This is a genomic window from Acetobacter fabarum, assembly GCF_029069195.1.
Classification (GTDB): domain Bacteria; phylum Pseudomonadota; class Alphaproteobacteria; order Acetobacterales; family Acetobacteraceae; genus Acetobacter; species Acetobacter fabarum_A.
Map to the genome: position 1 here is coordinate 655,134 of NZ_JARDYK010000001.1, position 23,307 is coordinate 678,440.

At 53.3% G+C, this 23,307-nt stretch carries 24 protein-coding genes; 8 read left to right on the forward strand and 16 right to left on the reverse strand.

Going from position 1 to position 23,307, the window contains the following annotated elements:
* Nucleotides 1–20 precede the first annotated feature (20 nt).
* The gene (locus tag PY793_RS03060; protein ID WP_275176620.1) at nt 21–986 is read right to left on the reverse strand and encodes a thiamine pyrophosphate-dependent dehydrogenase E1 component subunit alpha; all 966 of its coding nucleotides are present in this window, start codon (nt 984–986) and stop codon (nt 21–23) included.
* A 236-nt stretch (nt 987–1,222) separates the two neighbouring features.
* On the opposite strand from PY793_RS03060, the gene PY793_RS03065 reads away from it, so the two are divergent.
* Nucleotides 1,223–2,155: a helix-turn-helix domain-containing protein gene (locus PY793_RS03065; protein WP_275176621.1), complete on the forward strand. Its 933-nt coding sequence runs from the start codon at nt 1,223–1,225 to the stop codon at nt 2,153–2,155.
* A gap of 8 nt (nt 2,156–2,163) precedes the next feature.
* On the opposite strand, the gene PY793_RS03070 is transcribed toward PY793_RS03065, so the two are convergent.
* The 3 genes from PY793_RS03070 to PY793_RS03080 all read right to left on the reverse strand — a co-directional run bounded on the left by PY793_RS03070 (nt 2,164) and on the right by PY793_RS03080 (nt 5,548).
* Entirely contained in the window at nt 2,164–3,369 is a 1,206-nt protein-coding gene (locus PY793_RS03070) for an acetate/propionate family kinase (RefSeq protein WP_275176622.1), read from the reverse strand.
* Nucleotides 3,370–3,396: 27 nt separating this feature from the next.
* Nucleotides 3,397–4,380: a bifunctional enoyl-CoA hydratase/phosphate acetyltransferase gene (locus tag PY793_RS03075; RefSeq protein WP_275176623.1), complete on the reverse strand. Its 984-nt coding sequence runs from the start codon at nt 4,378–4,380 to the stop codon at nt 3,397–3,399.
* Between the two features lie 76 nt (nt 4,381–4,456).
* Nucleotides 4,457–5,548, reverse strand: a complete 1,092-nt coding sequence (locus tag PY793_RS03080; RefSeq protein ID WP_275176624.1) for a L,D-transpeptidase — start codon at nt 5,546–5,548, stop codon at nt 4,457–4,459.
* A 454-nt stretch (nt 5,549–6,002) separates the two neighbouring features.
* On the opposite strand from PY793_RS03080, the gene PY793_RS03085 reads away from it, so the two are divergent.
* The 3 genes from PY793_RS03085 to PY793_RS03095 all read left to right on the forward strand — a co-directional run bounded on the left by PY793_RS03085 (nt 6,003) and on the right by PY793_RS03095 (nt 8,440).
* Nucleotides 6,003–6,173, forward strand: a complete 171-nt coding sequence (locus tag PY793_RS03085; protein WP_275176625.1) for a hypothetical protein — start codon at nt 6,003–6,005, stop codon at nt 6,171–6,173.
* A gap of 336 nt (nt 6,174–6,509) precedes the next feature.
* Nucleotides 6,510–6,809 carry a hypothetical protein gene (locus tag PY793_RS03090; RefSeq protein ID WP_275176626.1) on the forward strand — a complete coding sequence of 100 codons (300 nt, stop codon included), beginning with the start codon at nt 6,510–6,512 and terminating at the stop codon, nt 6,807–6,809.
* Nucleotides 6,806–8,440, forward strand: a complete 1,635-nt coding sequence (locus PY793_RS03095; protein ID WP_275176627.1) for a PepSY-associated TM helix domain-containing protein — start codon at nt 6,806–6,808, stop codon at nt 8,438–8,440. Before PY793_RS03090 ends, PY793_RS03095 begins: the two co-directional genes overlap by 4 nt.
* 2 nt (nt 8,441–8,442) lie before the next feature.
* Here the strand turns inward: PY793_RS03095 and PY793_RS03100 are convergent, their stop codons facing one another.
* The 4 genes from PY793_RS03100 to PY793_RS03115 all read right to left on the reverse strand — a co-directional run bounded on the left by PY793_RS03100 (nt 8,443) and on the right by PY793_RS03115 (nt 11,535).
* On the reverse strand, nt 8,443–9,552 hold the full coding sequence (locus tag PY793_RS03100) for an S-(hydroxymethyl)glutathione dehydrogenase/class III alcohol dehydrogenase (RefSeq protein WP_275176628.1): 1,110 nt from the start codon (nt 9,550–9,552) through the stop codon (nt 8,443–8,445).
* A 16-nt stretch (nt 9,553–9,568) separates the two neighbouring features.
* Nucleotides 9,569–9,844: a metal-sensing transcriptional repressor gene (locus tag PY793_RS03105; protein ID WP_275176629.1), complete on the reverse strand. Its 276-nt coding sequence runs from the start codon at nt 9,842–9,844 to the stop codon at nt 9,569–9,571.
* 194 nt (nt 9,845–10,038) lie between these two features.
* Nucleotides 10,039–10,608, reverse strand: coding sequence for an NADPH-dependent FMN reductase (locus tag PY793_RS03110; RefSeq protein WP_275176630.1), 570 nt, complete (start codon nt 10,606–10,608; stop codon nt 10,039–10,041).
* 57 nt (nt 10,609–10,665) lie between these two features.
* Entirely contained in the window at nt 10,666–11,535 is an 870-nt protein-coding gene (locus PY793_RS03115) for a pirin family protein (RefSeq protein WP_275176631.1), read from the reverse strand.
* 124 nt (nt 11,536–11,659) lie between these two features.
* Between PY793_RS03115 and PY793_RS03120 the strand changes: the two genes are divergently transcribed.
* Nucleotides 11,660–12,589, forward strand: a complete 930-nt coding sequence (locus PY793_RS03120; protein WP_275176632.1) for a LysR substrate-binding domain-containing protein — start codon at nt 11,660–11,662, stop codon at nt 12,587–12,589.
* A gap of 55 nt (nt 12,590–12,644) precedes the next feature.
* Here the strand turns inward: PY793_RS03120 and PY793_RS03125 are convergent, their stop codons facing one another.
* A complete protein-coding gene (locus PY793_RS03125; protein ID WP_275176633.1) occupies nt 12,645–12,878 on the reverse strand; it encodes a hypothetical protein in 234 nt (77 codons plus the stop codon).
* 367 nt (nt 12,879–13,245) lie between these two features.
* On the reverse strand, nt 13,246–14,460 hold the full coding sequence (gene hmpA, locus PY793_RS03130) for an NO-inducible flavohemoprotein (RefSeq protein ID WP_275176634.1): 1,215 nt from the start codon (nt 14,458–14,460) through the stop codon (nt 13,246–13,248).
* Nucleotides 14,461–14,815: 355 nt separating this feature from the next.
* Here hmpA and PY793_RS03135 point away from each other — a divergent pair, with 355 nt between their 5' ends.
* Nucleotides 14,816–16,009, forward strand: coding sequence for an MFS transporter (locus PY793_RS03135; protein ID WP_275176635.1), 1,194 nt, complete (start codon nt 14,816–14,818; stop codon nt 16,007–16,009).
* A gap of 220 nt (nt 16,010–16,229) precedes the next feature.
* On the forward strand, nt 16,230–17,381 hold the full coding sequence (locus tag PY793_RS03140; RefSeq protein ID WP_408744646.1) for an L-dopachrome tautomerase-related protein: 1,152 nt from the start codon (nt 16,230–16,232) through the stop codon (nt 17,379–17,381).
* Here the strand turns inward: PY793_RS03140 and fdhD are convergent.
* Both fdhD and mobA read right to left on the reverse strand, forming a co-directional pair.
* Nucleotides 17,365–18,240 carry a formate dehydrogenase accessory sulfurtransferase FdhD gene (gene fdhD, locus PY793_RS03145; protein WP_275176637.1) on the reverse strand — a complete coding sequence of 292 codons (876 nt, stop codon included), beginning with the start codon at nt 18,238–18,240 and terminating at the stop codon, nt 17,365–17,367. The genes PY793_RS03140 and fdhD overlap by 17 nt on opposite strands.
* Nucleotides 18,230–18,859 (reverse strand): molybdenum cofactor guanylyltransferase, encoded by a 630-nt coding sequence (gene mobA, locus PY793_RS03150; protein WP_275176638.1) that lies wholly within the window; start codon nt 18,857–18,859, stop codon nt 18,230–18,232. The genes fdhD and mobA overlap by 11 nt, the downstream gene beginning before the upstream one ends.
* A gap of 105 nt (nt 18,860–18,964) precedes the next feature.
* On the opposite strand from mobA, the gene mobB reads away from it, so the two are divergent.
* Nucleotides 18,965–19,489: a molybdopterin-guanine dinucleotide biosynthesis protein B gene (gene mobB / locus PY793_RS03155; protein WP_275176639.1), complete on the forward strand. Its 525-nt coding sequence runs from the start codon at nt 18,965–18,967 to the stop codon at nt 19,487–19,489.
* A 24-nt stretch (nt 19,490–19,513) separates the two neighbouring features.
* Here mobB and PY793_RS03160 read toward each other — a convergent pair whose 3' ends face one another.
* Genes PY793_RS03160 through fdxH form a run of 4 tightly spaced genes read right to left on the reverse strand, consistent with a single transcriptional unit; the run spans nt 19,514 to nt 23,304 of the window.
* Nucleotides 19,514–20,776 carry a molybdopterin molybdotransferase MoeA gene (locus PY793_RS03160; RefSeq protein WP_275176640.1) on the reverse strand — a complete coding sequence of 421 codons (1,263 nt, stop codon included), beginning with the start codon at nt 20,774–20,776 and terminating at the stop codon, nt 19,514–19,516.
* Between the two features lie 19 nt (nt 20,777–20,795).
* Nucleotides 20,796–21,716, reverse strand: coding sequence for a formate dehydrogenase accessory protein FdhE (gene fdhE, locus PY793_RS03165; protein ID WP_275176641.1), 921 nt, complete (start codon nt 21,714–21,716; stop codon nt 20,796–20,798).
* A complete protein-coding gene (locus PY793_RS03170; RefSeq protein WP_275176642.1) occupies nt 21,716–22,369 on the reverse strand; it encodes a formate dehydrogenase subunit gamma in 654 nt (217 codons plus the stop codon). The genes fdhE and PY793_RS03170 overlap by 1 nt, the downstream gene beginning before the upstream one ends.
* Entirely contained in the window at nt 22,369–23,304 is a 936-nt protein-coding gene (gene fdxH / locus PY793_RS03175) for a formate dehydrogenase subunit beta (protein ID WP_275176643.1), read from the reverse strand. The genes PY793_RS03170 and fdxH overlap by 1 nt, the downstream gene beginning before the upstream one ends.
* Nucleotides 23,305–23,307: the final 3 nt, after the last annotated feature.

The window sequence follows — 23,307 nt, forward strand, 5'->3', positions numbered from 1 at the left end:
TACTCCGTATTGCGCGTAGTTCAGTAAGATACGTAGACGTCTGCCTGCAGGTCGGCAGGTTCAGGTAATGGGGCGTTTTTGGCGGCTTTTACGGCGGCCTCGATTTCGTCCTTCACGCTGGTGTCAATGTCATCCAGCGCGGACAGATCGAGCAGGCTTGTTTCCGTTACGTGCTTGCGGAAGTTTTGCAGGCAGTCATGCTCGGCTCTTTCTCTGGCTGCTTCGCCATTGGCACGGTAGGTCATGGCGTCACCTTCAAAATGACCATACCAGCGTGCCAGATGAACATGCAGCATGACCGGGCCGTGGCCCGCACGGGCATGGGCTATGGCTTGCCCGGCGGCCTCATGCACGGCAAAAAAGTCTGTGCCGTCGCAGTCAAAATACGGCATGCCAAAGCCTGCCGCGCGCGCCTTCTGTGTGCCCGCACAGGCGTAGGACGCTCCTGTTGCCTCGCCATAACCATTGTCTTCGCAGACAAAGACGGCAGGTAGCTGCCAGACCATGGCCAGATTCAGGCTTTCCAGTGTTGTGCCCTCATTGGAAGCGCCATCGCCGTAAAATGCTACGGCAACGCCACCATCCTTGAGCACCTTGTGCGAAAGAGCAGCACCGCAGATCAGGGGAGGCCCCCCCCCAACAATGCCATTGGCGCCGAGCATGCCGAGGGAGAGGTCCGCAATATGCATGGACCCGCCCTTGCCGTGGCATACTCCGGTTTTGCGCCCATAAATTTCGGCCATCATGCCATCCACGCCCACGCCTTTGGCAATGCAGTGGCCATGGCCACGATGGGTGCTGGCGATTGTGTCCGTATTGCTCAGATGAGCGCAGACACCCACGGCGGATGCCTCCTCACCACAGTACAGGTGAACAAATCCCGGAATGTCTCCGGTTGCGAACTCTACATGAAGTCGTTCCTCAAAATCACGGATGGTCCGCATGGAACGGTAGGAACGCAGAAGAATATCGTGTGCAATCTGCATGTCTGCCCCCGGGCAATACTGCCGTGTGGGTTGGAAGATATAACGAAATTATTCCGCTCCATTCCGTACGAACGAACAGAGTGAAGCGGGTATGCATTCAATTATGGGGAGATATGCCAAAGGGTGAAGTCTGCGGATAATTTGGCTCACGTGTATTTGAGAAGGCAGAATGCGAAGTGTCGCATATCCGAAACGTAATACACGCCAGATACATTTTTTGTGGACGGACAGGCCATATGAATTCACTCACTTTGTCCCCCGGCGTGTGGTCCGGGTTATCCCCGCTGCTTCGCAACTCATGGCGTCGTTGCGCCGAGCAATATGCCATTCCCACAGACACCACGCTGGGTACGGATATTCTGTGTTCGGCCGAACTGCGGCAGGCACGCGAGCGCATGGGAGTGACCATGAAGATAGCGGACCCGGAGCTGGACCGGCTGCATGGTATTGTTTCCACGCTGGATTATAATGTGCTGCTGGCCGACCCGGCAGGTATTGTTGTTGCCCGCCGGGGCGCTCAACCGTTTGAAAAAGGGTGTCGGCGCTGGCATCTGTGGCCCGGCGCCAACTGGGCGGAAGCTGTGGCCGGAACCAATGGAATAGGCACCTGTCTGGTCGAGGGGCAGCCAGTGACCGTGCACCGGGACCAGCACTGGTGCACAAAACTGCGGTATCTGACCTGCTCGGCCGTACCGTTTTATGGACCGGATGGCTGTGTTGCCGGGGCGCTGGACGCCAGTTCCATTTGTTCGGATCCTTCTGGCCGTGTGGCGCTCATGATGGAAGCTGTGCTGATTGATGCCGCACGCAGGCTGGAACGACGGAGTTTTTTAGAAGCATTCCGCAACAGAACGGTCTTACTGCTGGGTGAAGGGAATGGCATATCCCTGCCCATGATCGCTCTGGACGACAAGCGCATTGTGGTTGGAGCGACCTATGCCGCGCGCTCCATGTTAGGGATAGCCAGCCCGGAGGTGGCCAGTGTCTGTTTTGATCTGGGAGCAAGAGCAGCCGGGGTGCCGGATTTTCAGGAGGCGGAACGGACGGTCATAGAAGGTGCTCTGGCCATGGTGCAGGGCAAGATTGCTCCAGCTGCCCGTCTGCTGGGTGTGAGCCGGTCCACCTTGTACCGAAAGCTGAAAAACCTGCCGCCGGCTTCGCCCCCGTAACCGGGGAGTTATGGGTTATTCTGCACAAAAGGCAGGACGTTCTGACAGATCACCAGTTCTTCATGCGTTGGTTCTACACGCACACGGATTGCACTATCGGGGCAACTGATGATGCTGGCATGCGTCTCGTTAGCCTTATGGTCCAGCTTGAGACCCAGCCAGCCAAGCGCCAGACAGACATCCTGACGCAAAAGAGCATCGTGTTCACCTATTCCTGCGGTAAAGACCAGCCCCTCCAGCCCACCCATAATAGCGGCGAGAGAGCCTATTTCTTCCACAATCCGATAGGCGGACAGGGCAAGGGCCTGCTGGATATGCTCGCGCAGTGTGGGGTCCTGCTCCGTGCCCATATGCTCGCGCAGTACGCGCATGTCAGACGATACGCCAGAAACTCCAAGCAGCCCGGACTGGTGGTACAGTGTGTTGACCATGGTGTTCCAGTCCGCTTTTTCTTCCCTGATCATATAAAGCAGGGCGCCGGGGTCTATCATCCCGCACCGGCTGCCCATCATGAGCCCATCCAGGGTGGAAAAGCCCATTGTGGTTTCCAGACTTTTACCATCCTTTAACGCACACAGGCTGGCGCCGCTGCCTAAATGCGCCAGAACAGTACGGCCGTTTGCCAGCGGAGGATCAATCTGGCGCAGACGCTGGGTAAGAAAATCGTAGGAAAGACCATGAAAACCATACCGGCAGACGCCTTTTTCCCCATATCGGCGCGGAAGCGGTAGAAGGCGGGCGATTTCTGGCATGGTGCTGTGGAAAGCTGTATCAAAACAGGCAATCTGGAGCAGGTCGGGCCGATAGGCCATTATGGCATGGGCCGGAGCAAGGGTTTGCGGCTGGTGGAGTGGCGCAAAGGGTGTCAGGGCCTCCAGTTGGCGCAAAATCTCTGGCGTTACCCGCACGGGTGCCTGAAGATCTGGCCCTCCATGAACAATCCTGTGGCCGACCCCCGCAATGTTGTGCTGGCCCTGTTCGTGGTCGGCCAGCCAGTCCAGAAGATGTTCCAGTGGTTTTTTCTGGCTGAGTGGGTAGGTAGCGCTGTCAATAAGCTGATCATTCTGATCTGATACAAAAAAATGAAACGTCTCCACATCATACTCAAGCCGCCCTTTGATCAGTTTTTTTATGAGCGGTCTTTGGTCTATCTGAAAAACCGTGAACTTGAGACTGGATGACCCGGCATTGAAGACAAGAACAACGTCTGACATGGATGTTTTTCCGCGAATTCTGGCGACTTAAAAAGCAGCGTTTTGCTGTGCCATATGTCTGGCGTACAATGCGCCAATGGCTGCGGATGCCAGACGGGCCTGCACACTGTCTGCCCGGCTTGTCAGTACAATGGGAACCTTGGCGCCAAGTGCTATACCAGCAGATTCCGCCTGAGCCATGAAGATCAGGTTTTTGGCCAGCATATTTCCCGCCTCCAGGTCTGGTGTCACCAGAATTTGCGCCTGTCCGGCCACAGGAGACATCAGGTTTTTTATTCTGGCGGCTTCGGGGTCTATGGCGTTGTCCATACCTAGGGGGCCATCGAGTATTCCCCCTGTTATCTGGCCACGTTCGGCCATTTTGCACAGGCTCGCGGCGTCCACTGTACTGGGGAGTTTGGGGTTGATGACTTCCACCGCAGAGAGAATGGCAACTTTGGGTTGCCCTAGTCCAAGCCCCGCATGCAGGTCTATGGCGTTTTGAACAATATCGCGCTTGGTTGAAAGATCGGGGCAAATATTAATGGCGGCATCGGTGACAAAAAGCAGTTTTTCATAACCCGGAACAGCAAGCAGAAAAACATGGCTGATTCTGCGGCCTGTGCATAAACCATTTGTGGGAGAGACCACTGCATGCATTAACGCATCTGTATGCAGGCTGCCTTTCATTAACCCCAGCACATGGCCTGCTCTGGCCAGTTCGACAGCTTTTTGAGCCGCAGCTTCCGGTGTTGCCGCTGGTATGATCTGATAAGGGCTCAGGTCTATCCGGTTTTTGCGCGCTATGGTCTGAATGCGCGCGTCATCCCCGATCAGAACAGGCCGGATAATGCCCTTTTGTGCGGCATCCAGCGATCCTGCCAGAGCGTGGTCCTCGCATGGCCAGACAACTCCGTAAGGAACGGGGTCATGCGTGAGAGCACGGTTTATCAGATCCGCAAAAAGCTGGTGGGACGTTGGCTGGCGCGATGGAGCCATGGCCCCTGTAAAAAGGGGGGAAGAGTGTCTCATATCAGGTATGGCCCGCTTTGTGTGTTCCACCAGTTCTGCAACATGGTTGAAAAACGCGCCATCTGCCGCGTTTAGTCTAATGAATAGGCGAATTGGGTATTCTGGCAGATACAAGATTGGGTGATGGAGCCTGTGCTGTTGTAGCGTTGGATGGAGATGCGCTGTCCACCACAATAACAGCCATTCCAGCCAGAGTGGATGGTGTCCTGTCTGATCGCAAAAGAGCACGAAAACGCTTGTCGGTTGCGGCCTTGCGCTCATACTCCACGTCCAGCAGCCCATTTTTGTCGATGTAGATATTCAGTGCGGCTGGAATACGAATACATCCGGCAGAGGCCATATGTCCTAGCTTGCGTTCCAGAAAAACGGGATCTGTCGCATGCATTTCAAGACGTATCGGACCTTGTTCACGGTTGGGAAGCCACCCCTTCTCCGCGACCTGCCAGCCAAAATCCCAGACACGCATGCCTTTGGTACCGTTCCCCATGATCCCGTTTTCATTTTTGGTACCCTGCGCACGGTAACCGAGCCTTTCTGCAGTATTGGTAAAAATACCAACGGGCGTAATATAATGATGTTTGCGGCCAATTGTGCCTGTGGATATGCGTGTGCAGCCAATAATGGTCCATTCTGGCGTGTCGGGGCGGGCTACTATAACACATGCACGTTGCACGGAGGGGTTGCGGTCTGCAACCACCACGGCTTGCGGTGTCTGAATAGTGTAACCAGACTGGCTGATCTGCTGACGTGCAAGTGCCAGCCATGTGTCTTTTTGAGTAATGGTTGGGGTAAAGGCGGCGGGCACTTCTTTTTGGAAAAGACTCCGGAGCCGATCTGTTTCTGCTTGTATCTGCTTCTCATCCAACTCAACGACTGGTGCTGGTGCTGGTGCTGGTGCTGGTGCTGCATTATTCGGCGCAGGCGGCTTGACCAGAGGTGTAACAGAAGCGGTCTGTACGGGGGGAGCCTGTAATGTTTTGGCCTGTTGAGGCGGTACGGGAGCTTTTTTTGCCGGGGGAATATGCAGTGGTGCCGCTATATCTCCATTAGGAAAAAAAACATGCGGAGAGGACTCTCCCACAGCTTTGGAGAGTTCTTCTGCAAAGTCCGCGCTGGCGGAATACGGTGCTGCCTGAAGAGTTTGAGCAGCAAATAGGCAGCCAAACATAATCGGAAAGATTAAATGTCTCGCCGCGTACACCGGGTTCTGTTCTCCTGTTCTTTTTAAGTGCTGGTAACTATGGCACTTCTTTCTGGCAAGCGAAATATCCAAGGTGATGAGTTTATTCCCATTATAGTGCATGCAAGGGCTGCGCTTGGGTTGAGTCGGGGTTTTAAAAATCAGGGCACTTTGTGTAAGCCAGATGAGAGAACTGGCGGTTTGCTCCGGGTTGCAACAGGATTACTCTTTGAGTGTCTGCGTGTCTGACCAGACAGGAGGTGGGGAATATGCCCTCCCCCATCAAGCCAAAAGGTGGCCTGAATGAACAGAACTTGTGCCGGGTTGTGTCCTAAACACAACAGGAGGGTTCGGTGCCTGGATTGTATTGTACGGATTTTATTGACAGTAATTATCAATTGCATATACCTCCCCTATTCATATGATGTGGCGGGGTAGACTGATGAACCACATGATCTTGCGGGCACGTTTTGCCAGTTCCGCCATGCTGCGTTGTCAGAGCCTGCTCTCTCGAATGACCGGGGCGGTTTTCCGGCCTGCCGGGACTTTGTCGTATCTGACAGAGTGGCACGGCGCGGCCAGCAGGCAGATTCTGCCCCATAGCAAGGCGTAGATCATGAGGTATGGAAGACAGGATGCGGGGTTGATGATGGCTCTGAAGCATGGGGGGCATTGATGTCCGCCATGCTTCTGTTTGGAGCCGGAGGGTGCACTCTGCTGTGTGGAGTGCTGTTTTACCTTTCATCCCGGCATCAATGCATTTTTACGCGCAGACCTAATCCACGGTTTTGTCAGTTTTTCGCCATGGGGCTGGGCGGGCTGGCTGTTTGCCTGCTCGGAGGCGTGGAAAGCACGCTAAGCGCCTGTTTTATGGTCGTGCTTCTTCTTATGGTCGTTTGTAGTTTTTTCCCCTTACTGATGGCCATGCTCCAGTCTGGAAAAAATGGCCATGACTAACCGGCCACTGACTAACCGGCAATGGCTTGCCAAGCTGGTGGCAGCCATTGTGCCCGGCATGATGTTCTCCTTTGGCTGCATGGCTGTGGTGGGTCTGCTGTGCCATGCCACAGGGGAAGCACGAACGGTTTCCTCCCAGTTTTTAATGTGGCTTGTCGTGCTGGTGTGGCTTTGCGTTATGGGAAGCTGTTTTCTGTTTCGTTCTGGCCTGTGTGCATGGGTCGTGCTGGGGGGGGCGGCCACGGTTGTCTGGGCTTTGTTTGAAATACTGGTGAAAGTTACGACAGCATGAAAATCCGCCCCGACATTGTGCAGGTTTACCGGGAGGTGCATAGCTGGGTGGGTATTCTTTGTAGCCTGTTCCTGTTCGTTGCTTTTTACGCGGGTTCCATAAGCATGTTCGAACAGTCCTTACAGGTCTGGCTTACGCCTGCTTCGTCATTGCCAAAACCTGTAGAACTGTCAGACACACCACAGCTTCTGCAGAAAGTGTTTGCCCAATACCCGGATGCACGCACGCATTATACTATTATTGTTAACCCGGATAACGCACGCCCTGCGCGCCTTATGTGGGCGCAGAACCCAACATACAGAGGCTCTGGTCCGCAAAATTATGTGCTGGGCGCGCTCTCTCCCGATGGAGAGTTGCACACTCTTGTCAGCGGCCCATCTGGAATTCCTTTTTTTATTGACCAACTGCATGAACAGATCGGCCTGCCTTTGCCGCATGTTGCCGCGCGTTACACCATGGGATGTGTGGCCGTAAGCTATTTTCTGGCGTTGGTTTCTGGCGTTATTATATTTTTTCCGTCCCTGAAAAAGATGCTGTTTGCTCTCCGGCTCGGTACTGCCACGCGCAAGGTCTGGCTGGATATGCATAATCTTGTGGGGTTTTTCTCCCTACCCTTTCATTTTATTATGGCGGCAACGGCAGTGGTTTTTGCTTTTCATGGCCCTATTTTTGCCCTGCAAGGCAAATTGTTTCAGCATGGGCAGTTGGCGGCACGCGGCTTGATACAACAGCATGGCCATGAAAAAAGCAGAAGTGAAAACAATACTACCCAGATTGTCGGTCAGGAGGGGCTGATGCCGCCGCAGGCTGTTCTTGCAGAGCTACACAAGCAGGCGCCCGGCTTTATTGCGGACACGTTGGAATATACAACACAGTCCGGCGGGGGAAAAAGCCGGACAACGCTCAGAATTGCCGGACATGACGAACGTTATCCCACGCTTGGAGCTTCTAATGGTTTTGCTGTGGTGGACCCGGCAAACGGCAGGGTTTTATCGGCAGATTACCTGCCGGGGCATCAATCTGCCGGATTTGCGGCATTGACCGCGTTTATTGCTCTGCATTTTGGCAGTTATGGTGGCCTGCCCGTGCGCTGGGGGTATTATTGCCTTGGGTTGGGTGGAGCATTTTTATTTTATACTGGTAGCCGGTTGTGGATTATTGCGCGGCAAAAGCGGGAACAGCATGCAGGAAAATCCAGTAAGCAAAGGCGGACCACATGGCTGCTCTCCTGCCTGACAACCGGGGGGTTTACAGGGTGCATAACGGGCATTGCGATTTTATTTATATGCGCACCGTTTTTACCATTGGGTGGAACGTATAATCAGGCATTTTTTTTATACTATACGGTTTTTTTGTTGTGTATGGGGCTGTCTTTTATCCTGCGTGAAAGCCAGCGTGAACCATTTCTGTTCCGTGTGGCTGGTTATGCCAATATTGCCATTGCGCCTGTCATGCTTGTCGCCATGCTTGGAGGACGGGCAGTTTTACCTTCCCTTGGAGTAGGAATGGTGGCGCTGGTGCTGGGGTGTTTTTTGTTGCGCTCGGTCAGGCGGTTCACATGTGGGCCATCAGCAGCTGATGTTTCTCCCATTTTTTCGCAGAAAATAACGGGAGAAACAAAAATGGGCTAAACTTAGTAAATAATAACGGACCGAATGGATTTGCCATCATGCATCAGATCAAATGCATGATTAATATCTTCCAGCCCCATCGTATGGGTCACAAAGGGTTTAAGGTCGATCTTGCCTTCCATGGCATCTTCCACCATGCCGGGTAGCTGGGTACGCCCTTTAACACCGCCGAACGCTGTGCCTTTCCATGTGCGCCCGGTTACAAGCTGGAAGGGACGGGTGGAAATTTCCTGCCCCGCGCCTGCGACGCCAATAACAACGGATTGTCCCCAGCCACGATGGGCACATTCAAGGGCTGCGCGCATGACATTGACATTGCCAATGCATTCAAAGGTATGGTCCACACCCCAGCGGGTTATATCCAGAATGACCTGCTGGATGGGTTTGTCATAATCCGATGGATTCAGGCAGTCTGTGGCTCCCATGGAGGTGGCGAGTTCAAATTTGTCCGGATTGGTGTCTATGGCAAAAATTCTACCGGCTTTTGCCTGTCGTGCGCCCTGAATGACTGCTAACCCAATACCACCCAGACCAAAAATCGCAACGCTGTCACCTGGCTGTACCTTGGCTGTGTTATGCACAGCACCAATGCCGGTTGTTACACCACACCCGAGCAGGCAAACATGCTCATGGTCTGCATGAGGGTTGATCTTGGCAAGCGAGACTTCAGCCACAACCGTATATTCACTAAAGGTAGAGCAGCCCATATAATGGTATAAAGGCTGACCATTGTATGAAAAACGACTGGTACCATCGGGCATGACCCCCTTGCCCTGCGTGTCGCGCACGGCAATGCACAGGTTGGTTTTGCCCGAGGTGCAGAACTCGCATTTGCCACATTCAGCCGTATAAAGCGGAATAACGTGGTCTCCGGGAGCGACCGAGGTTACATCCTCACCGACCTCCACAACCACACCGGCTCCCTCGTGTCCTAGAACGCAGGGGAAGAGTCCTTCCGGGTCACTGCCCGAAAGAGTGAACGCATCCGTATGGCAGACCCCTGTATGTGTAATACGGACCAGAACCTCCCCTTTTTTTGGGGGAGCGACATCAATTTCCACAATTTTAAGAGGCTCGCCAGGAGCAAAAGCAACAGCTGCACGAGATTTCATGATTGTTCCTTGATGGTTATTTCAGATAGGTGCGCACGAGGGACAGAATAGTGTCGATACTTTTCTTTTTTCCTGTGTCGAGCTCGTGGTCTGAACCAAATTCCTCCTGCACGTACATCCCCATGACTTCTGACATGAGACCATTAACCGCTCCACGTATTGCCGCGAGTTGCTGAAGTACAGGAGCACAGTCCGAACCTGCCTCCAAAGCGCGTTCCAGCGCATCACATTGCCCGCGTATTCGCCGTAGACGGGTCAGTGCTTTTTTCTTGTCTTCTGGAGTATGGGGCATTCTGCATGATCATCCTGTTACTATAGTGGGGTATAGTATAATCAGTGATGGTTGGCTACAATTTTCCGCGTGATACCAAGGCTGGGGCAAAGACATGCTCGTGCCCCGCAGAAGGTACCTAGGCCCTTCCCAATAAAACAGTTACCTCCAAGTGTAAGGGAAGGGCATACCTGCCTCTGTCATTCTATAAAATATTATTGCTGGAGCCTTCGGGCAAGATCCGCCAGCGCACCGATCTGCCGGGTCAGGAATTCACGGGTTGGTTTGTCTGTCAGGGTCAGCGTTTGTGAGTCAATCTTGCTTGCAGCAAGTCTGATCATGGCTTCGGGTTTGTTCAGAACAAAAGCGTCCAGAAAGACAAGGCTTTGGCGTAAATGATATTGTGCTCGCGCCCCCCCGATCTGCCCGGGAGATGCAGTTTGGATCGCCACGGGTTTTCCGGCAAATGGTTGGGGCGTTATGCGTGAGAGCCAGTCTATGGCGTTTTTGAGTACACCGGGTACGGAATAATTATATTCAGGCGTAACAATGATCACGCCATTTGCCGCCTGAATCTGCTCTGCCATAGCTATTACTGCAGACGGAAACTCCTTGTCCTGCACGTCCTGACTGTAATGGGGGAAATCGGCAATGCTGCCCAGAGCGGTAATGGATACGCCTTCTGGCGCAAGTTGGGGAAGACTGCGGGCAATGGCAGCGTTAAGGGAAGCGCTGCGCAAGCTGCCCAGAAGTGTTACAAAATGCAGGTTTGCAGAGGAAGTCATGCTTTTTGTCCTTTGTTGAAAAACATTGGAATGTCTCATGATCAAGGAAAAAGTTTCTCAATCGGGGATGCTGCCAAAATGACCATTATTAAAGTCTTCAATGGCCTGCCGGATTTGCGCGCGGGTATTCATGACAAAAGGACCGTAACCTTCAATCGGTTCGTTCAGGGGGGCTCCGGTCAGTACCAGTAAGCTGCTTTGCACATGCGCATGAATACTCACCTCCGTTCCCTTATGGTCCAATAGAACGAGTTGTGCGCTACCGAGTTCCTGTGAATCATGAATATTCAACTGCCCCTCAAGGGAAACAACGGCTGCATTATGCCCTTCCGGAAGAGAGAGGGTGACCGACGCCCCCTGTGCCAGTTGTACATCCCATACATTCAACGGAGAAAACACACGGGCCAGCCCTTGGGTCTGCCCGTATTCGCCTGCAATAACGCGGAGTGATCCAGCCGCATCAGGCAGTTCCACTACGGGAATATCCTTGGCCCGTAGCGTCTGGTAGGCCGGGGGAGCCTGCTTGTCTCCAGAGGGGAGGTTAACCCAGAGCTGGACCATTCTGAATGCTCCGCCTGCCGCAGCATAAGCGGGGGAATGGAACTCCTGATGCACAATGCCACTACCCGCTGTCATCCATTGTACATCTCCGGGGCCGATGGTACCGCCTCCGCCGGAGGAATCACGGTGTTCAACCTCCCCGTCATAAACGATTGTCACAGTTTCAAACCCCCGATGGGGGTGCTCCCCTACCCCCCGGCGCTCTTCTGTTGGCTGGAACTGGTGCGGACCTGCATAATCAAGCAACAGGAAGGGGCTGAGATGCTGGCCCAGAGTAGAGTAGGAAAAAAGGGAACGGACGGGAAAGCCATTTCCCACCCAATGCCCACGGTCGTTGCCGTAACACCCCAGAATTTTTTTGTGCATGGTTTTTCTCCAGATATTGGAACTGGGGCCAGTAATCGCCCCTTGTCGATTATTCTCAACATAGAAGTCAGATAGTGTTCTATAAAGAGTTCCGGATGAAACATTGCGTTGCATAGATAGGACAATGCGAGACCTTAATGACTATTATTATTTTGTGCAGGTTGTGGATTTTAAGGGATTCTCATCTGCCGCTCGGGCGATTGGTGTACAAAAATCGTTGTTAAGCCGCCGGATTGCCGTGCTGGAAACGTTTTTGAACACCAGATTGCTGCAACGTTCTTCCCGCCATTTTTCGCTTACCCAAACGGGGCGCCGGTTTTATGAGCACTGCAAAGCCATGCTGGCCGAAGCGGAGCTGGCGGAGCAGTCCATTGCCCAGTTACAGGCCGAACCATGTGGTTTAATACGTATGAGCTGCCCTGTAGCGTTACTCAACTTTCAGTTCGGGGCCATTTTATCCCGGTTTCTGGTACGCTATCCCTCCGTGAACCTGCAGTTGGAGAGCACAAATCGGCGTGTTGACGTTTTGCAGGAAGGATATGACCTTGCGGTGCGGGTGCGTTTTCCTCCCATTACCTCTTCTGATCTTGTTATGCGGGTTCTGGATACCAGCACGCAGTGCCTGATTTGTGCTCCTGGTGTGCTGGCGGCGCATCTGGATACCCCTGCTGATCTGGCTTCTTTTCCCAGCATGGATTTCCATACCAACCCGGCGGAACATTTCTGGAGTTTGGAAAATAAGCTGGGTCAGTCTGCTACGGTTTTTCACACACCATGCTTGATAACGGATGATCTGGCCGTGCTTCGGGAGGCGGCGCTGGCCGGTGTTGGTATTGTGCAGCTTCCGACAATTATGGTGTGGAAAGATGTTCAGGCCGGGCGGCTGGTGCAGGCGCTTCCGCACTGGACGCCGCATGCCGGCCTTGTGCATGCTGTCATTCCATCCCGCAAAGGCGTTATGCCAGCGGTGCGGGCCCTGCTGGACTTTATGGCCGAGGAATGCCGTCAGCAACGGCAGATGGCGACATCCACCTTTCTGGCACAGAACCCGTGAGGATTTTTGGCTCCACGGGCTGGCTGTTCTGTCTTTTCAGGTGGAGAATAATAAATTACTTGTTGCGATAATAAATTCCAGTGTTATCGCATTGATAAATAGTCTGTTCTGGTGTGAAAAACCCGGTAGAGGGCTGTGTTCCGGTAATGACACAATGGTGTTGTAGAATAAACTGCTCCCACTGTGTCTGTCGGTAATTATACAGGACTTTAGACCCGCCCCACATGACCCCACCAACAATGAGAAATGCTGAAAACCATAAAACAAATTCTTTTGTGCTCTTGCTCATGTTCCGTATCCTTGCACGATGCATCTGGTTTCAGGCTATTGGTTTTGACCTTCGCCCATATGAAACAGAGCGATAAACGCTATCTAATTACTTTTTGGCTATGTGGCAAATAGCGTATTAACGCTCGATGCCAAGGTAATGATTGTCCAATTTATTGCGTTTATTTATAATTCAACGCACGGCGATGTTGAAAATTTTTCGGAAGCATGTATGCCTCCTATTCTTCTGCCTTTAAAGGCGGAAAGCAGGAATATTGCATCAGGCACGCATGACAGAGCCAAACGACAGCAGGGCTGCCCACGCAAATAAATGCGTGGGCAGCCCTGTTATAAATGTTTCAGGCGCGCGTCTTTCGCGCAAGCCGGATTCAGGCTGCGGCGAGCAACTGGGCGTCTGATGCAGAGCCAAAGAACTCGTAATGAATCTGTGTCGGGGCGACACCCTGAGCTTTAAGAGCCAGAATTGTATCCAGCATGAACTGTTCAGGTCCGCAGATCCAGTAATGCGTATCCGGCTGAACCTGCTCTGTCAGCCATGCGGTTGTCATACGACCAGAATGCAAAGCCAGTCCAGGCACAGGGGATGCGTCTGTAGGTGCTCCCGCGCTGTAAAAAATATCGGCCTTGATAACGCCCTGAGCCACCAAATTCTGCACGTAGGGTGCAAAAGCCTGCGTGTCGGGGGCATGCACCCCATGCACAAAGTGAATCGGCCCACGCGGAAGTTTTTCAACTGCGCCCAGAGCAGAGATAAAGGGCGTCAGGCCAACCCCTGCGCTGATGAACATGTTTTTTGTGTCTGGCTCAGACGTAAAGACAAAATCACCTGCAGGGGCGGAAACCTGAAGTGTGTCTCCTTCCCTGACCGTGTCATGGAACCAGGAGGAGACTACTCCTCCTTCGGCTTTGCGGATGCTCAGGCGATAGTGGTCGGATGCCGGGGCGGATGAAATGCTGTAATTGCGGCGCTGGGATCCATGACCGGGAATATCGAGCTTGAAGCTCAGATACTGGCCAGGCTGGTGCTGCATCACGGGTTTATGGTCGCTTGGCACAAGTTCAAACGAACGGATTGTGCTGCTTTCAACCACAATCTTGCGCACCGTAAAGCTGCGCCATCCGGTCCAGCCTCCGGGGCTGTCGGCATGTTCCTGATAGATCTGCTTTTCCCGGCCGATCAGAACATCCGCCAAAAACCAGTAGGCCTTGCCCCATGCGTCCATAACTTCAGGCGTTGCCGCATCGCCCAGAACATGGGCAATGGCACCAAGCAGGGCTTCACCCACAAAGGGGTAGTGCTCGGGCAGAATGTTAAGGCCGACATGCTTTTCGGCAATACGTTCAACCATACCGCCAAGCGCGCCCAGATTATTGATATTGCGGGCGTATGCCAGCACCGCAAGAGCAAGCGCCTTTGGCTGCTCTCCATCCTTCTGGTGCGACATGTTGAATAGATCACGAATTTCCGGATTAGACAAAAGTCTCCGGTACATTTCGTGTGTTATGTCCAGCCCATGTGCTTCCAGGGCGGGGACGCAGGCAGAAACAATTGACCGGGTTTTGTCATCAAGCATTGTGCTCATGATAGGCATCCAAAAGATGTAAAATACAGGTACCTTTACTAGACCCGATCATATAAGGAGTCAATAGAATACATCTTATGTTGGACGAATATGTTCTGAAAAATTCATGAATAAAAATAGGGAATTAACTCTGAAATCATATATATTATGTGCCATTCATACCGCTGTTTATAGTGATCGTCATTGCCTCCCCCCGCCAGCCCGGAACCGCGTGATTGGCCTGATAATCTACGGCATCCCTCACAGCATTGTCATGCAGATAGGTCTTGGCAATAAAGTCTGACTTGGCCAAGACCTGAACAGGTTAAAGGCCATGCACAGGCACGGTCGATATGGCGAAGGAGCTGGAACCTTGATGCCCAGCACTCCCCCAACAGATCAGGATAAGGCGCCGCGTTTGCTAGTGTGGCTCGCGGTTGCCCTTTTTCTCTCCTATCTTGCTGTTGCCATGTCCATGCCAACGACTTCGGTTTATGTAGCCATGTCGCTGCATATGGGTAATGCCCTTGCCGGATTGGCTGTTGGTGTTGCGTTTGTGTCCACCATTCTTACCCGTGGCTTTGCAGGCCGGTTTGCTGACCATAAAGGCGGCAAACGCTGTATGCTGTTCGGTCTGGCCTTTTATGCTGTCAGTGGTGTTCTGGCCCTTATGGTTGCGTGGCTGGAAACTCCTTGGGCGGCATTCGTCATGCTTATGGTCGCGCGCTTGATGCTGGGTTTGGGGGAAAGCCTGACCGTTGTTGGCCTGCTGGCATGGGGAATCGGGCTGATGGGGCACCAGCGTTCGGGGCGGGTTCTCTCCATTGTGGGAATGGGGATGTACGGCTCGCTGGCAGCAGGTAGCCCTGTAGGCTTGGCTCTTTACGATCGCGGAGGATATTCACTGGTCGCCCTTGCCTGCATGGCCGTGCCACTGCTTGGGTTTGCCATGGCAGCTCCTGTTGTGGCTGTGCCAGCTCATGGGGGAGAGCGGCAACCAGTAAGTCGGATTATCAACAAAATTTCCGATCTTGGTCTGGTTGTCTTTTTTCAAGGAATCGGGTTTGCGGCCATAGGTGCCTTTATGCCGCTTATGTTTTTACATAGGCATTGGCCGCATGCGGCTATGGGGCTGACTTTTTTTGGCGCGGCGTTTGTGCTGGTCCGGGTGCTGTGCGGTCACCTGCCAGATAGGCTGGGCGGAGCGCGTGTCGCGTTTGTGTCCATGATGGTAGAAACATGTGGGCAGATTTTGCTATGGCAGGCGTCCGGCCCAACCGTAGCGCTGGTGGGTGCTTTTTTAACCGGTTGTGGCTGTTCCATGATTTTTCCTTCCATGGGCGTGGAGGTTGTCAGGCGGGTATCTCCGCAGATGCGGGGAACAGCCATGGGTGGATTTGCGGCTTTTCAGGATCTTGCCTATGGAGCCACCGGCCCGCTCACAGGCCTGCTGGCCGAGTGGGCCGGGGATAATGCCATTTTCATGATTGGGAGTGTCGCCGGGCTTGCCGGGCTTTTGCTATCTGCCCGCCTGGCCTGGCATGAGCGCGCCGCAATGGCGGCGGACTAGAAACGACAGGATAGATATGCACATGAAGCCACCGCAGGCAAACGGGCGGATCTGCTGGTTGTTGCAGGTAATCCTGCCAATATAATTTCTGATACCGACCGGGTGGTGGAAACATGGGAAAACGGCTCCGCCGTAACCGGCCCCATACCATATGGGCCCCCACAAGGGGGGGACAACACGGTGCGCTAAGAACGGCACGCCTGAACATGGTGAGGCAGGAATGAAAAGATCGGGACTTCTTTTGCTTGCTGCAGGTTTATTGGGGTGGCAGTTGCCAGCGGCACCAGTGCAGGCATTGCCCATCATAAATAATAGCGACCCTGCATTTGGTCGCAATGGACAGGTCCAGATTATTGCCAGCATAACCACGCCAGATCCTTCTGGCATAGTTGTGGTTCATGGACGCCTGTTTCTGACTTTCCCCAAGCATGATGGCGATCATGCTGGCCCGGTGCTGGCAGAGTGGAAGGATGGACGCCTGCTTCCTTTTCCTTCAACAGCATTTTCGGCCGCATCAAGCGGGGCACCGCAGACACGACTGATTTCGCCGCACGGGATGACAACAGACACCAAGGGCAACCTTTGGGTTATTGATGACGGTAAGATCAAAGGGCAGCCTATTCCCGCAGGTGGGGCCAAAGTGGTGGGGATCAACCCCACAACAGGGCAGATTATTGCCAACGTTCCCCTAACGACTGCGTTGCTGGTCCAAAGCCATATGAACGACCTGCGCATTGATCTGACACATGGCGCAAAAGGCACGGCATATATTACGGATAGCTCGTTCGATGGTCACCCGGCTCTGGTCGTGCTGGACCTTGCCACAGGCAGGCAGCGCCGTGTGCTGGAAAATACGGTCTATGTTCTGCCTGATCCGGGGTATCAGACTGTACTGGATGGGCGCGTTCTGCGTTATGACCCGGCACATCCGACTTTTCCCGCAGGTGGGGCGGATGGTATTACTCTCTCTACCGGGTCCGACCGTGTTTATTTTGCCCCTTTGGCCAGTCGGCGATTATATAGCCTGCCAACAGAAAAACTGGCCGATTTTTCCGTCACTTCCGCTCAACTGGCAACCTTGGTTGTGGATGAAGGGGAAAAAGGTGCGGCTGATGGGTTGGCAACGGACCCATGGAACCGGATTTACACCACAGCGGCGGATCATGATGCCGTGTTTCGTCGCAACCCGGATGGCACGTTTGAACTGCTTGCCTCCGACCCACGGTTTGTCTGGCCAGATGGCATTTTTGCAGATGATCGGGCAGTGTATGTGGTTCTGGGACAATGGAGCCGCCTGCCCCGCTTGCATAATGGGCAGGATATGCGCAAACCGCCCTTTCTGGTTGCCAGAATCCCTATTGCTGCTCCTTAAAAAGAGTGGCGAGTGCGCCGGATGTGTCAGATTTTTCCGGCGACAGGGGAAGAATGCACATGCTGTCTGCTCGGGCGGGAGAGATAAGTGTCAGCCCGGCCTGCTGTGCCGTTCTGAACGCCATAGCCGTAGGAGCAGAAAGCGAGACAAGGGCGCGCATGCCTGCTGCTATGGCTTTGCTGGCCATTTCATAAGAACAGCGGCTGGTTAGCAGGCAAAATCCATCTGCAAAATCCAAGCTGTTTGTAAGGCCGTGACCGATAAGCTTATCGAGCGCATTATGCCGCCCCACGTCTTCCCTAATGGATGTGATGGAACCATCAGGAGTACACCATGCGGCTGCATGAAGCATACCTATATCAGCATTGAGTGTCTGGTGCTCTCTCAGGTGCAGTAAGGCGCTGCGTATGGCTGAAATATCCGGGGTATAGGCCTGAACCGTATTCTGGTTGCGGGTGACAATACTGTTCATGTCAGACCCACAGATGCCACAACTGGTGCGCCCCGCAATTGGCCGCCTGCTGCGCGCCAGAACCTTACGGAGTGCATCGGCACTTATGCGTATATCGGCCTTTAACCCGCCGGACACGGAGGAGATGGCGATATGCCTGATTTCAGAAGCTTCTGAAACAATTCCTTCTGTTACTGAAAAACCGATAGAAAAATCATGAATACTATGCGGCGTGATCATCATAACAGCATAATCTATACCATTATAGACCAGAGAGAGTGGCGTTTCTTCTGCTAGATTTAATGTATCATCGAAGATTTTTGGAGCGCGATCCTGCACGTTTTCCCAAGTTATTCTTTTGACACGACAGAATTCTGAAATGGCAAAAGATGTTTGTTCATGCGCCACGGTCGTCGCTCCCGGCCTGAACCTGCCCAAGTGTTTGTACTTTCTGCAGGTCTTCGGGTGTATTGATATTCACGAACGGGTCAAACGGATAGAGGTGAGAAAAATCAATTGCCTGAGCATTCAGAGCAGAAGCCAGTGTACAAACCCGTGTCGTCTGTTTTCTGTTCGGCTCTGTAATGCTGGCCAATTGTGCTGCCAATGATGCACGGGCCTGGATAACAGGCCATAGTGCGACCAGTGAGTGACGCTGTTCTGCATATACGGCGTAAGATGGTGCTGGCAGCAAGGAACTCACCAGATTCTGCGGAATAAAAGGCGTATCTACCGGTATACTGAGCAACGCATCGAAGCCTGCCGCCTCAGCCCATTCCAGACCACTTAGCAGCCCCGCCAGTGGACCTACGTTACAATATGTGTCTGCCAGCACCGGATAACCCCAGACATCAAATCTTTTCGGGTTGCCATTGGCGCTTATGGCTATACTCGCGCACTGCTGTTCAAGACGGGTAATAACCCAGTCGATGCAAGGCTTATGGTCAATCTCCATAAAAGCCTTGTCAGCATAATGCATGCGGCTGCCCTGTCCACCGGCCAGCACCAGTCCTGCTATTTTTAACATGTGTTGCATAATAAGCTGTGTCTCTACCCGTTTGTACTGGCTATTGTGCGTGTGTCCGCTTAAAAATCAACGGTTCTTTTCAATACAGTATGGACTGGCCTGCTCGTGACATCCCCTTATAGAAAACAACGGGTTTTTGGCATTATCGGGCGGAGTGGTTCCGGAAAAACGCACCTTATCAGCCGCCTTATTCCTCTTTTTTGTCAACAAGGATTAAGTGTTTCCACAATTAAACATACCCATCATGGCGTGGATATGGATACGCCGGGAAAAGATACGTTCCAGCACAGACAAAGTGGCGCGGTGGAAGTCATGCTTGCAACGCCGACACGCTGGTTTTTGCAGCACCAAAGCCTGACCCCTCCCAAATTGGATGATCTGCTCAAAACAATGAAACCAGTTGACCTGATTTTGGTGGAGGGTTTCCATGCTGATGTTCCGGCCTGCATGGAGGTCTGGCGTTCCACAACAGGTAAGGAACCGCTGTTTGCAAATACCCCTCATATTCAGGCTGTTGCTACAGATAGTGTTCCTGCACAAAATACAGAAGAGAAAAGAGTTTTTTTATCGTTGAATGATACAAAATCTGTTTTTGATTATATTCAAAAAAATATTTTTTGTTATAAGTAACGCAAATAGCATTTGTGTATTATTTTATATGCTGCAAAAGCGCGTTGCAGAACACCAGTCTCCAATTGTTATGGCTTGTCCAGATGGGATTAGCAGGAGACCATCTGCCCGGGAAAAACAGAGAACGTCAGACGCACCTTTTGAAGGCACCAGAGAAAACACGGATTCTTTTCCACTTTGGGCATAAGTGACTGGTACAAAGCCAGTCGCATCTGATAAAGCGGGAGAAGAAAAGCCGCTTCTTCCTTGTATGATAGAGAGAGGTGTCAGGGTTTGTCTGTGTTCCATAAATGAGCGGAGGAACGGCAGCACAAAAACCTGAGCGCATATGGCCGTGGCTCCCGGGTTGCCGGGCAGGCAAAATACAGGCACGGAGCCTAATTGCATAAGAGTAAAGGGCTTGCCGGGGCGAATTTTAACACGCCGAAACAGGCAGGTTGCACCAAGCTGTTCCATAACGGGCAGGACATTATCTGTCTGACCAACAGAAATACCCCCGGTTGTCATGAGAATATCGGATTGTTCCGCCAGTTCAGATATGGCCGTTTGTAAATCCTCGCGGCTATCGGAGCAAACGATACGGCTTGTAACGTGAGCGCCCTGCCGCGTTAGCATTGCATTGAGCAAGGGTGTATTAATTTCTGCCCGGTTGTCTGGGGCTGACTGGGCAAATTCGGCGCCACTTGCAATAACACCAACCCGACAAGGCTTATAAACCGGAACCTGCCTGATGTTCTGGCTGACAAGGAGCGCAATATGTCGCCAGTCAAGTCTCTGGCTGGCTGCCAGAAGGAGGGAGCCAGCAGTAAACTCCTCCCCGGTCCGGCGTATGTTTTTGCCTGCGGCTATGTCGGACGGGGCAATATGGAGCAACCCATTGCGCACTTCCACCCGTTCGCGCGCAATAACGCAGTCCGCGCCTGCTGGCAGGCGCGCCCCCGTTAGAATTGTAGCAGCAGTACCTCTCTGGTGGGGAGCGGGCTGATCACCGGCTACAACGTAATCCCGCAAGGGAATGGTAATGGTCGCCAGATGGATGTCAGTAATATCCGCACAGCAGAAAGCATAGCCATCCATGGCGGAAATATCGGCTTCTGGCCGTGGAGTAAGGGCATGCAACTCTGTGGCCAGAACACGACCATCAGCCTGATGAACGGGTACGCATTCAATTCCAGGTGCTGGTAATGTCGCAGTCAGAGTCGATAAAATACGCCGCGCGTGCTCATAGTCCACCATGGCTGGGACTGGAGTATGTTTAATGGCAGCCAATGGATGAAGTGAATACACGCGATAGTCCGTAACGTTGTCAGGCAGGGAAGGAGAATGGGTTGATACCTATACGCATGAAGCCCTCTGTTTCCATGGCACTATCCAGCAGCAGGCTACCCAGATCATCGGCTACAGCTTCCAGTTCCGGGTCATAATCCAGGCGGAGTGTTTTAATGTAGCTCCGGCAATCCCCGCAGGTTTCGATCTGGATAGCGGATTTGGCGTCATCGAGGGTCCAGTGATCCAGTTGCCCGCTGGCATCACACGCCACACAAACAGCTCGGACCCGGTGCCAGCGCACTTCGCACAGGCTGCATTGCAGGTAGCGTAAGCCTTCGCGCGCTCCCCCCATGACAAGGCTGGCAACTGGAGGAGCATGGCAGCATGGGCAGTGCGTGGCATGTGCCAGGGATTGTACAATCCCCTCCCCCTGCTTGAACGTAACAGCCTGAGCCCAGCAGGTAGAAAGGGCTGCCCACACGACAACCGCCACACCAGGATCAACCTGTGCGTAGTCGGCGCGCAAAAGATGCGCCGCGGCCTTGATAAGCTGTGCCTTGCTCGCAGAGAGGTTACCAAGCGCCTGAGCCGCCTTTTGTGGGAGCATGGGCGCAAGCTGTGTTGCCAGTGTTGTATAGGCTGCCTGCCAGCCCGGTATGCCGCCAAGGCTGCGTTCGAACTGTGCGGCCTCGGGATCACCTTGTTTAAGCAGGCTGTGAATGGCCTCTATATCGGCCAGCTCAAGTGGTGTTCGTGCAAGAATTTCCTGCTGGGTCTGCACCAGATGCGTGAGAAAACGAAAATACTCTCCACCTTCATCTTGCTGAAGAACCTGTACCTTCAACCGCTCAATACGGCGCGCATAACGCTTGTCCAGCATGGGGTAAATGGCGGGATCAATCGCTACGACGCCGGGAGTCCGTTTATCTGGAGCGACAATATCTGAACCGTTCAGCATCAGCCATGCCTTTTGGATGGTAGAGGTTTGGTTGGCGCGATTTCCTCCTCATACCAACGGTCATGATGCTGCCGGGCCCATGCGCGCGAGACATAACCACTGATCATGCCGCCGATGGAACCACGTACCCAGATACCCATGTAAATATGGCCAATAACCAGCAGGATAAGTGCCAGCCCGGCAACAGAATGCGCCAAAAGTGCAAGGCGGAGGACAGGAATGGGAAACAGCACGGCAAAGTAAGCCCGCCAGATCATCAATCCGCTGACAAACAACAGGCTGATCAGGGACATAATGCCCCAGAACAGGATTTTCTGCCCTGCGTTGTATTTGCCGATCTGGAGTTTCTGCCCATGTTTGTTCAGCAGAACATCCATAATATGCTTGAACCAGGTCAGGTCCGTGCGCACAAAAAGATTGTGGTGCACAAAGCGGACAAACATGCACATCAGCAGGCCGAAAACGGCAATCCCCAGAAAAGGGTGCAACACACGGGCAAGTTGTGGCGGGCCAAGCACGTAACCCAGCCAGTTCAGGCTCGGGAAGAACCAGGACAGCCCCGAAAGAGCGACCAGCATAAAGCACGATACCATGCTCCAGTGGAACAGGCGGTCAATAAGCTTGGTGCGTAAGACCAGATTACTATTGTCCATTATGCATCCCTCCCGTTGTCGTTCGGGCCTTGCCCTGCACCTTCCAGTTCTTTTTCTGGCTCAGTTGGAGGTGTCTCGTCTGTCGTATTCGCGCCAACGCCCATATAATGGGCAAAGGCCCCGGCCAGAGTTGCAATAAACCCAAGGGCTCCCACGGGTTTGAGCCATTCTTTCCAGCCACGGACCACGGGACTGATGTGGGGGTCATCCGGCAGACGATGGTACAGGCTGGGCTGGTCGGCATGGGTGAGAACATACATAACATGCGTACCGCCCACACCGGCAGGGTCGTAAAGCCCCGCTCCATCGTGGCCGCGACCTTTGAGCTCTTCAACCCGTGTTGCCGCAAGGTCTTTCATCTCGGCTTTGGAGCCAAAGGAGATCGCGCCAGTCGGGCATGTTTTGACACAGGCAGGCTCCTGTCCAACCGCAACCCGGTCTGAGCAGAGAGTGCATTTATAAGCCCGGTTGTCTTTCTGGCTGATGCGCGGAATATCAAACGGACAGCCCGCAATGCAATAACCGCAGCCAATGCATTGTTCGGATTGAAAATCCACAATGCCGTTGGCAAACTGTAAAATGGCCCCAGGGCTCGGACATGCCTTCAGGCAGCCCGGCTCGGCGCAGTGCATGCAGCCTTCCTTACGCAGCAGCCATTCCAGCTTACCCGCCTCATCTTCACGTTCATCAAAGCGGATAACGGTCCATGTTTCCGGGGTCAGGTTTGCAGGGTTATCGTATACCCCTACGTTATGCCCGACCTCATCGCGCAGGTCGTTCCATTCCGAACAGGCGACCTGACACCCCTTGCAGCCGGTACAAAGGGAGACGTCAATCAGTTTGGCCACTTCCTGCTCGTGACTGCGGGCCTGTGGTAGCGGCGTCAGTCCGTTGGTGGCGGAGCGGCGGATAATGTCTTGTGACTGCATACCCATCAG

Bases quoted from the DNA above. Each gene is read 5' to 3' on its own strand.
- PY793_RS03060 (WP_275176620.1), bottom strand. From the start codon at position 986: ATGCAGATTGCACACGATATTCTTCTGCGTTCCTACCGTTCCATGCGG.
- PY793_RS03065 (WP_275176621.1), top strand. From the start codon at position 1,223: ATGAATTCACTCACTTTGTCCCCCGGCGTGTGGTCCGGGTTATCCCCG.
- PY793_RS03070 (WP_275176622.1), bottom strand. From the start codon at position 3,369: ATGTCAGACGTTGTTCTTGTCTTCAATGCCGGGTCATCCAGTCTCAAG.
- PY793_RS03075 (WP_275176623.1), bottom strand. From the start codon at position 4,380: ATGAGACACTCTTCCCCCCTTTTTACAGGGGCCATGGCTCCATCGCGC.
- PY793_RS03080 (WP_275176624.1), bottom strand. From the start codon at position 5,548: ATGTTTGGCTGCCTATTTGCTGCTCAAACTCTTCAGGCAGCACCGTAT.
- PY793_RS03085 (WP_275176625.1), top strand. From the start codon at position 6,003: ATGAACCACATGATCTTGCGGGCACGTTTTGCCAGTTCCGCCATGCTG.
- PY793_RS03090 (WP_275176626.1), top strand. From the start codon at position 6,510: ATGACTAACCGGCCACTGACTAACCGGCAATGGCTTGCCAAGCTGGTG.
- PY793_RS03095 (WP_275176627.1), top strand. From the start codon at position 6,806: ATGAAAATCCGCCCCGACATTGTGCAGGTTTACCGGGAGGTGCATAGC.
- PY793_RS03100 (WP_275176628.1), bottom strand. From the start codon at position 9,552: ATGAAATCTCGTGCAGCTGTTGCTTTTGCTCCTGGCGAGCCTCTTAAA.
- PY793_RS03105 (WP_275176629.1), bottom strand. From the start codon at position 9,844: ATGCCCCATACTCCAGAAGACAAGAAAAAAGCACTGACCCGTCTACGG.
- PY793_RS03110 (WP_275176630.1), bottom strand. From the start codon at position 10,608: ATGACTTCCTCTGCAAACCTGCATTTTGTAACACTTCTGGGCAGCTTG.
- PY793_RS03115 (WP_275176631.1), bottom strand. From the start codon at position 11,535: ATGCACAAAAAAATTCTGGGGTGTTACGGCAACGACCGTGGGCATTGG.
- PY793_RS03120 (WP_275176632.1), top strand. From the start codon at position 11,660: ATGCGAGACCTTAATGACTATTATTATTTTGTGCAGGTTGTGGATTTT.
- PY793_RS03125 (WP_275176633.1), bottom strand. From the start codon at position 12,878: ATGAGCAAGAGCACAAAAGAATTTGTTTTATGGTTTTCAGCATTTCTC.
- hmpA (WP_275176634.1), bottom strand. From the start codon at position 14,460: ATGAGCACAATGCTTGATGACAAAACCCGGTCAATTGTTTCTGCCTGC.
- PY793_RS03135 (WP_275176635.1), top strand. From the start codon at position 14,816: ATGCCCAGCACTCCCCCAACAGATCAGGATAAGGCGCCGCGTTTGCTA.
- PY793_RS03140 (WP_408744646.1), top strand. From the start codon at position 16,230: ATGAAAAGATCGGGACTTCTTTTGCTTGCTGCAGGTTTATTGGGGTGG.
- mobA (WP_275176638.1), bottom strand. From the start codon at position 18,859: ATGTTAAAAATAGCAGGACTGGTGCTGGCCGGTGGACAGGGCAGCCGC.
- fdhE (WP_275176641.1), bottom strand. From the start codon at position 21,716: ATGCTGAACGGTTCAGATATTGTCGCTCCAGATAAACGGACTCCCGGC.
- PY793_RS03170 (WP_275176642.1), bottom strand. From the start codon at position 22,369: ATGGACAATAGTAATCTGGTCTTACGCACCAAGCTTATTGACCGCCTG.
- fdxH (WP_275176643.1), bottom strand. From the start codon at position 23,304: ATGGGTATGCAGTCACAAGACATTATCCGCCGCTCCGCCACCAACGGA.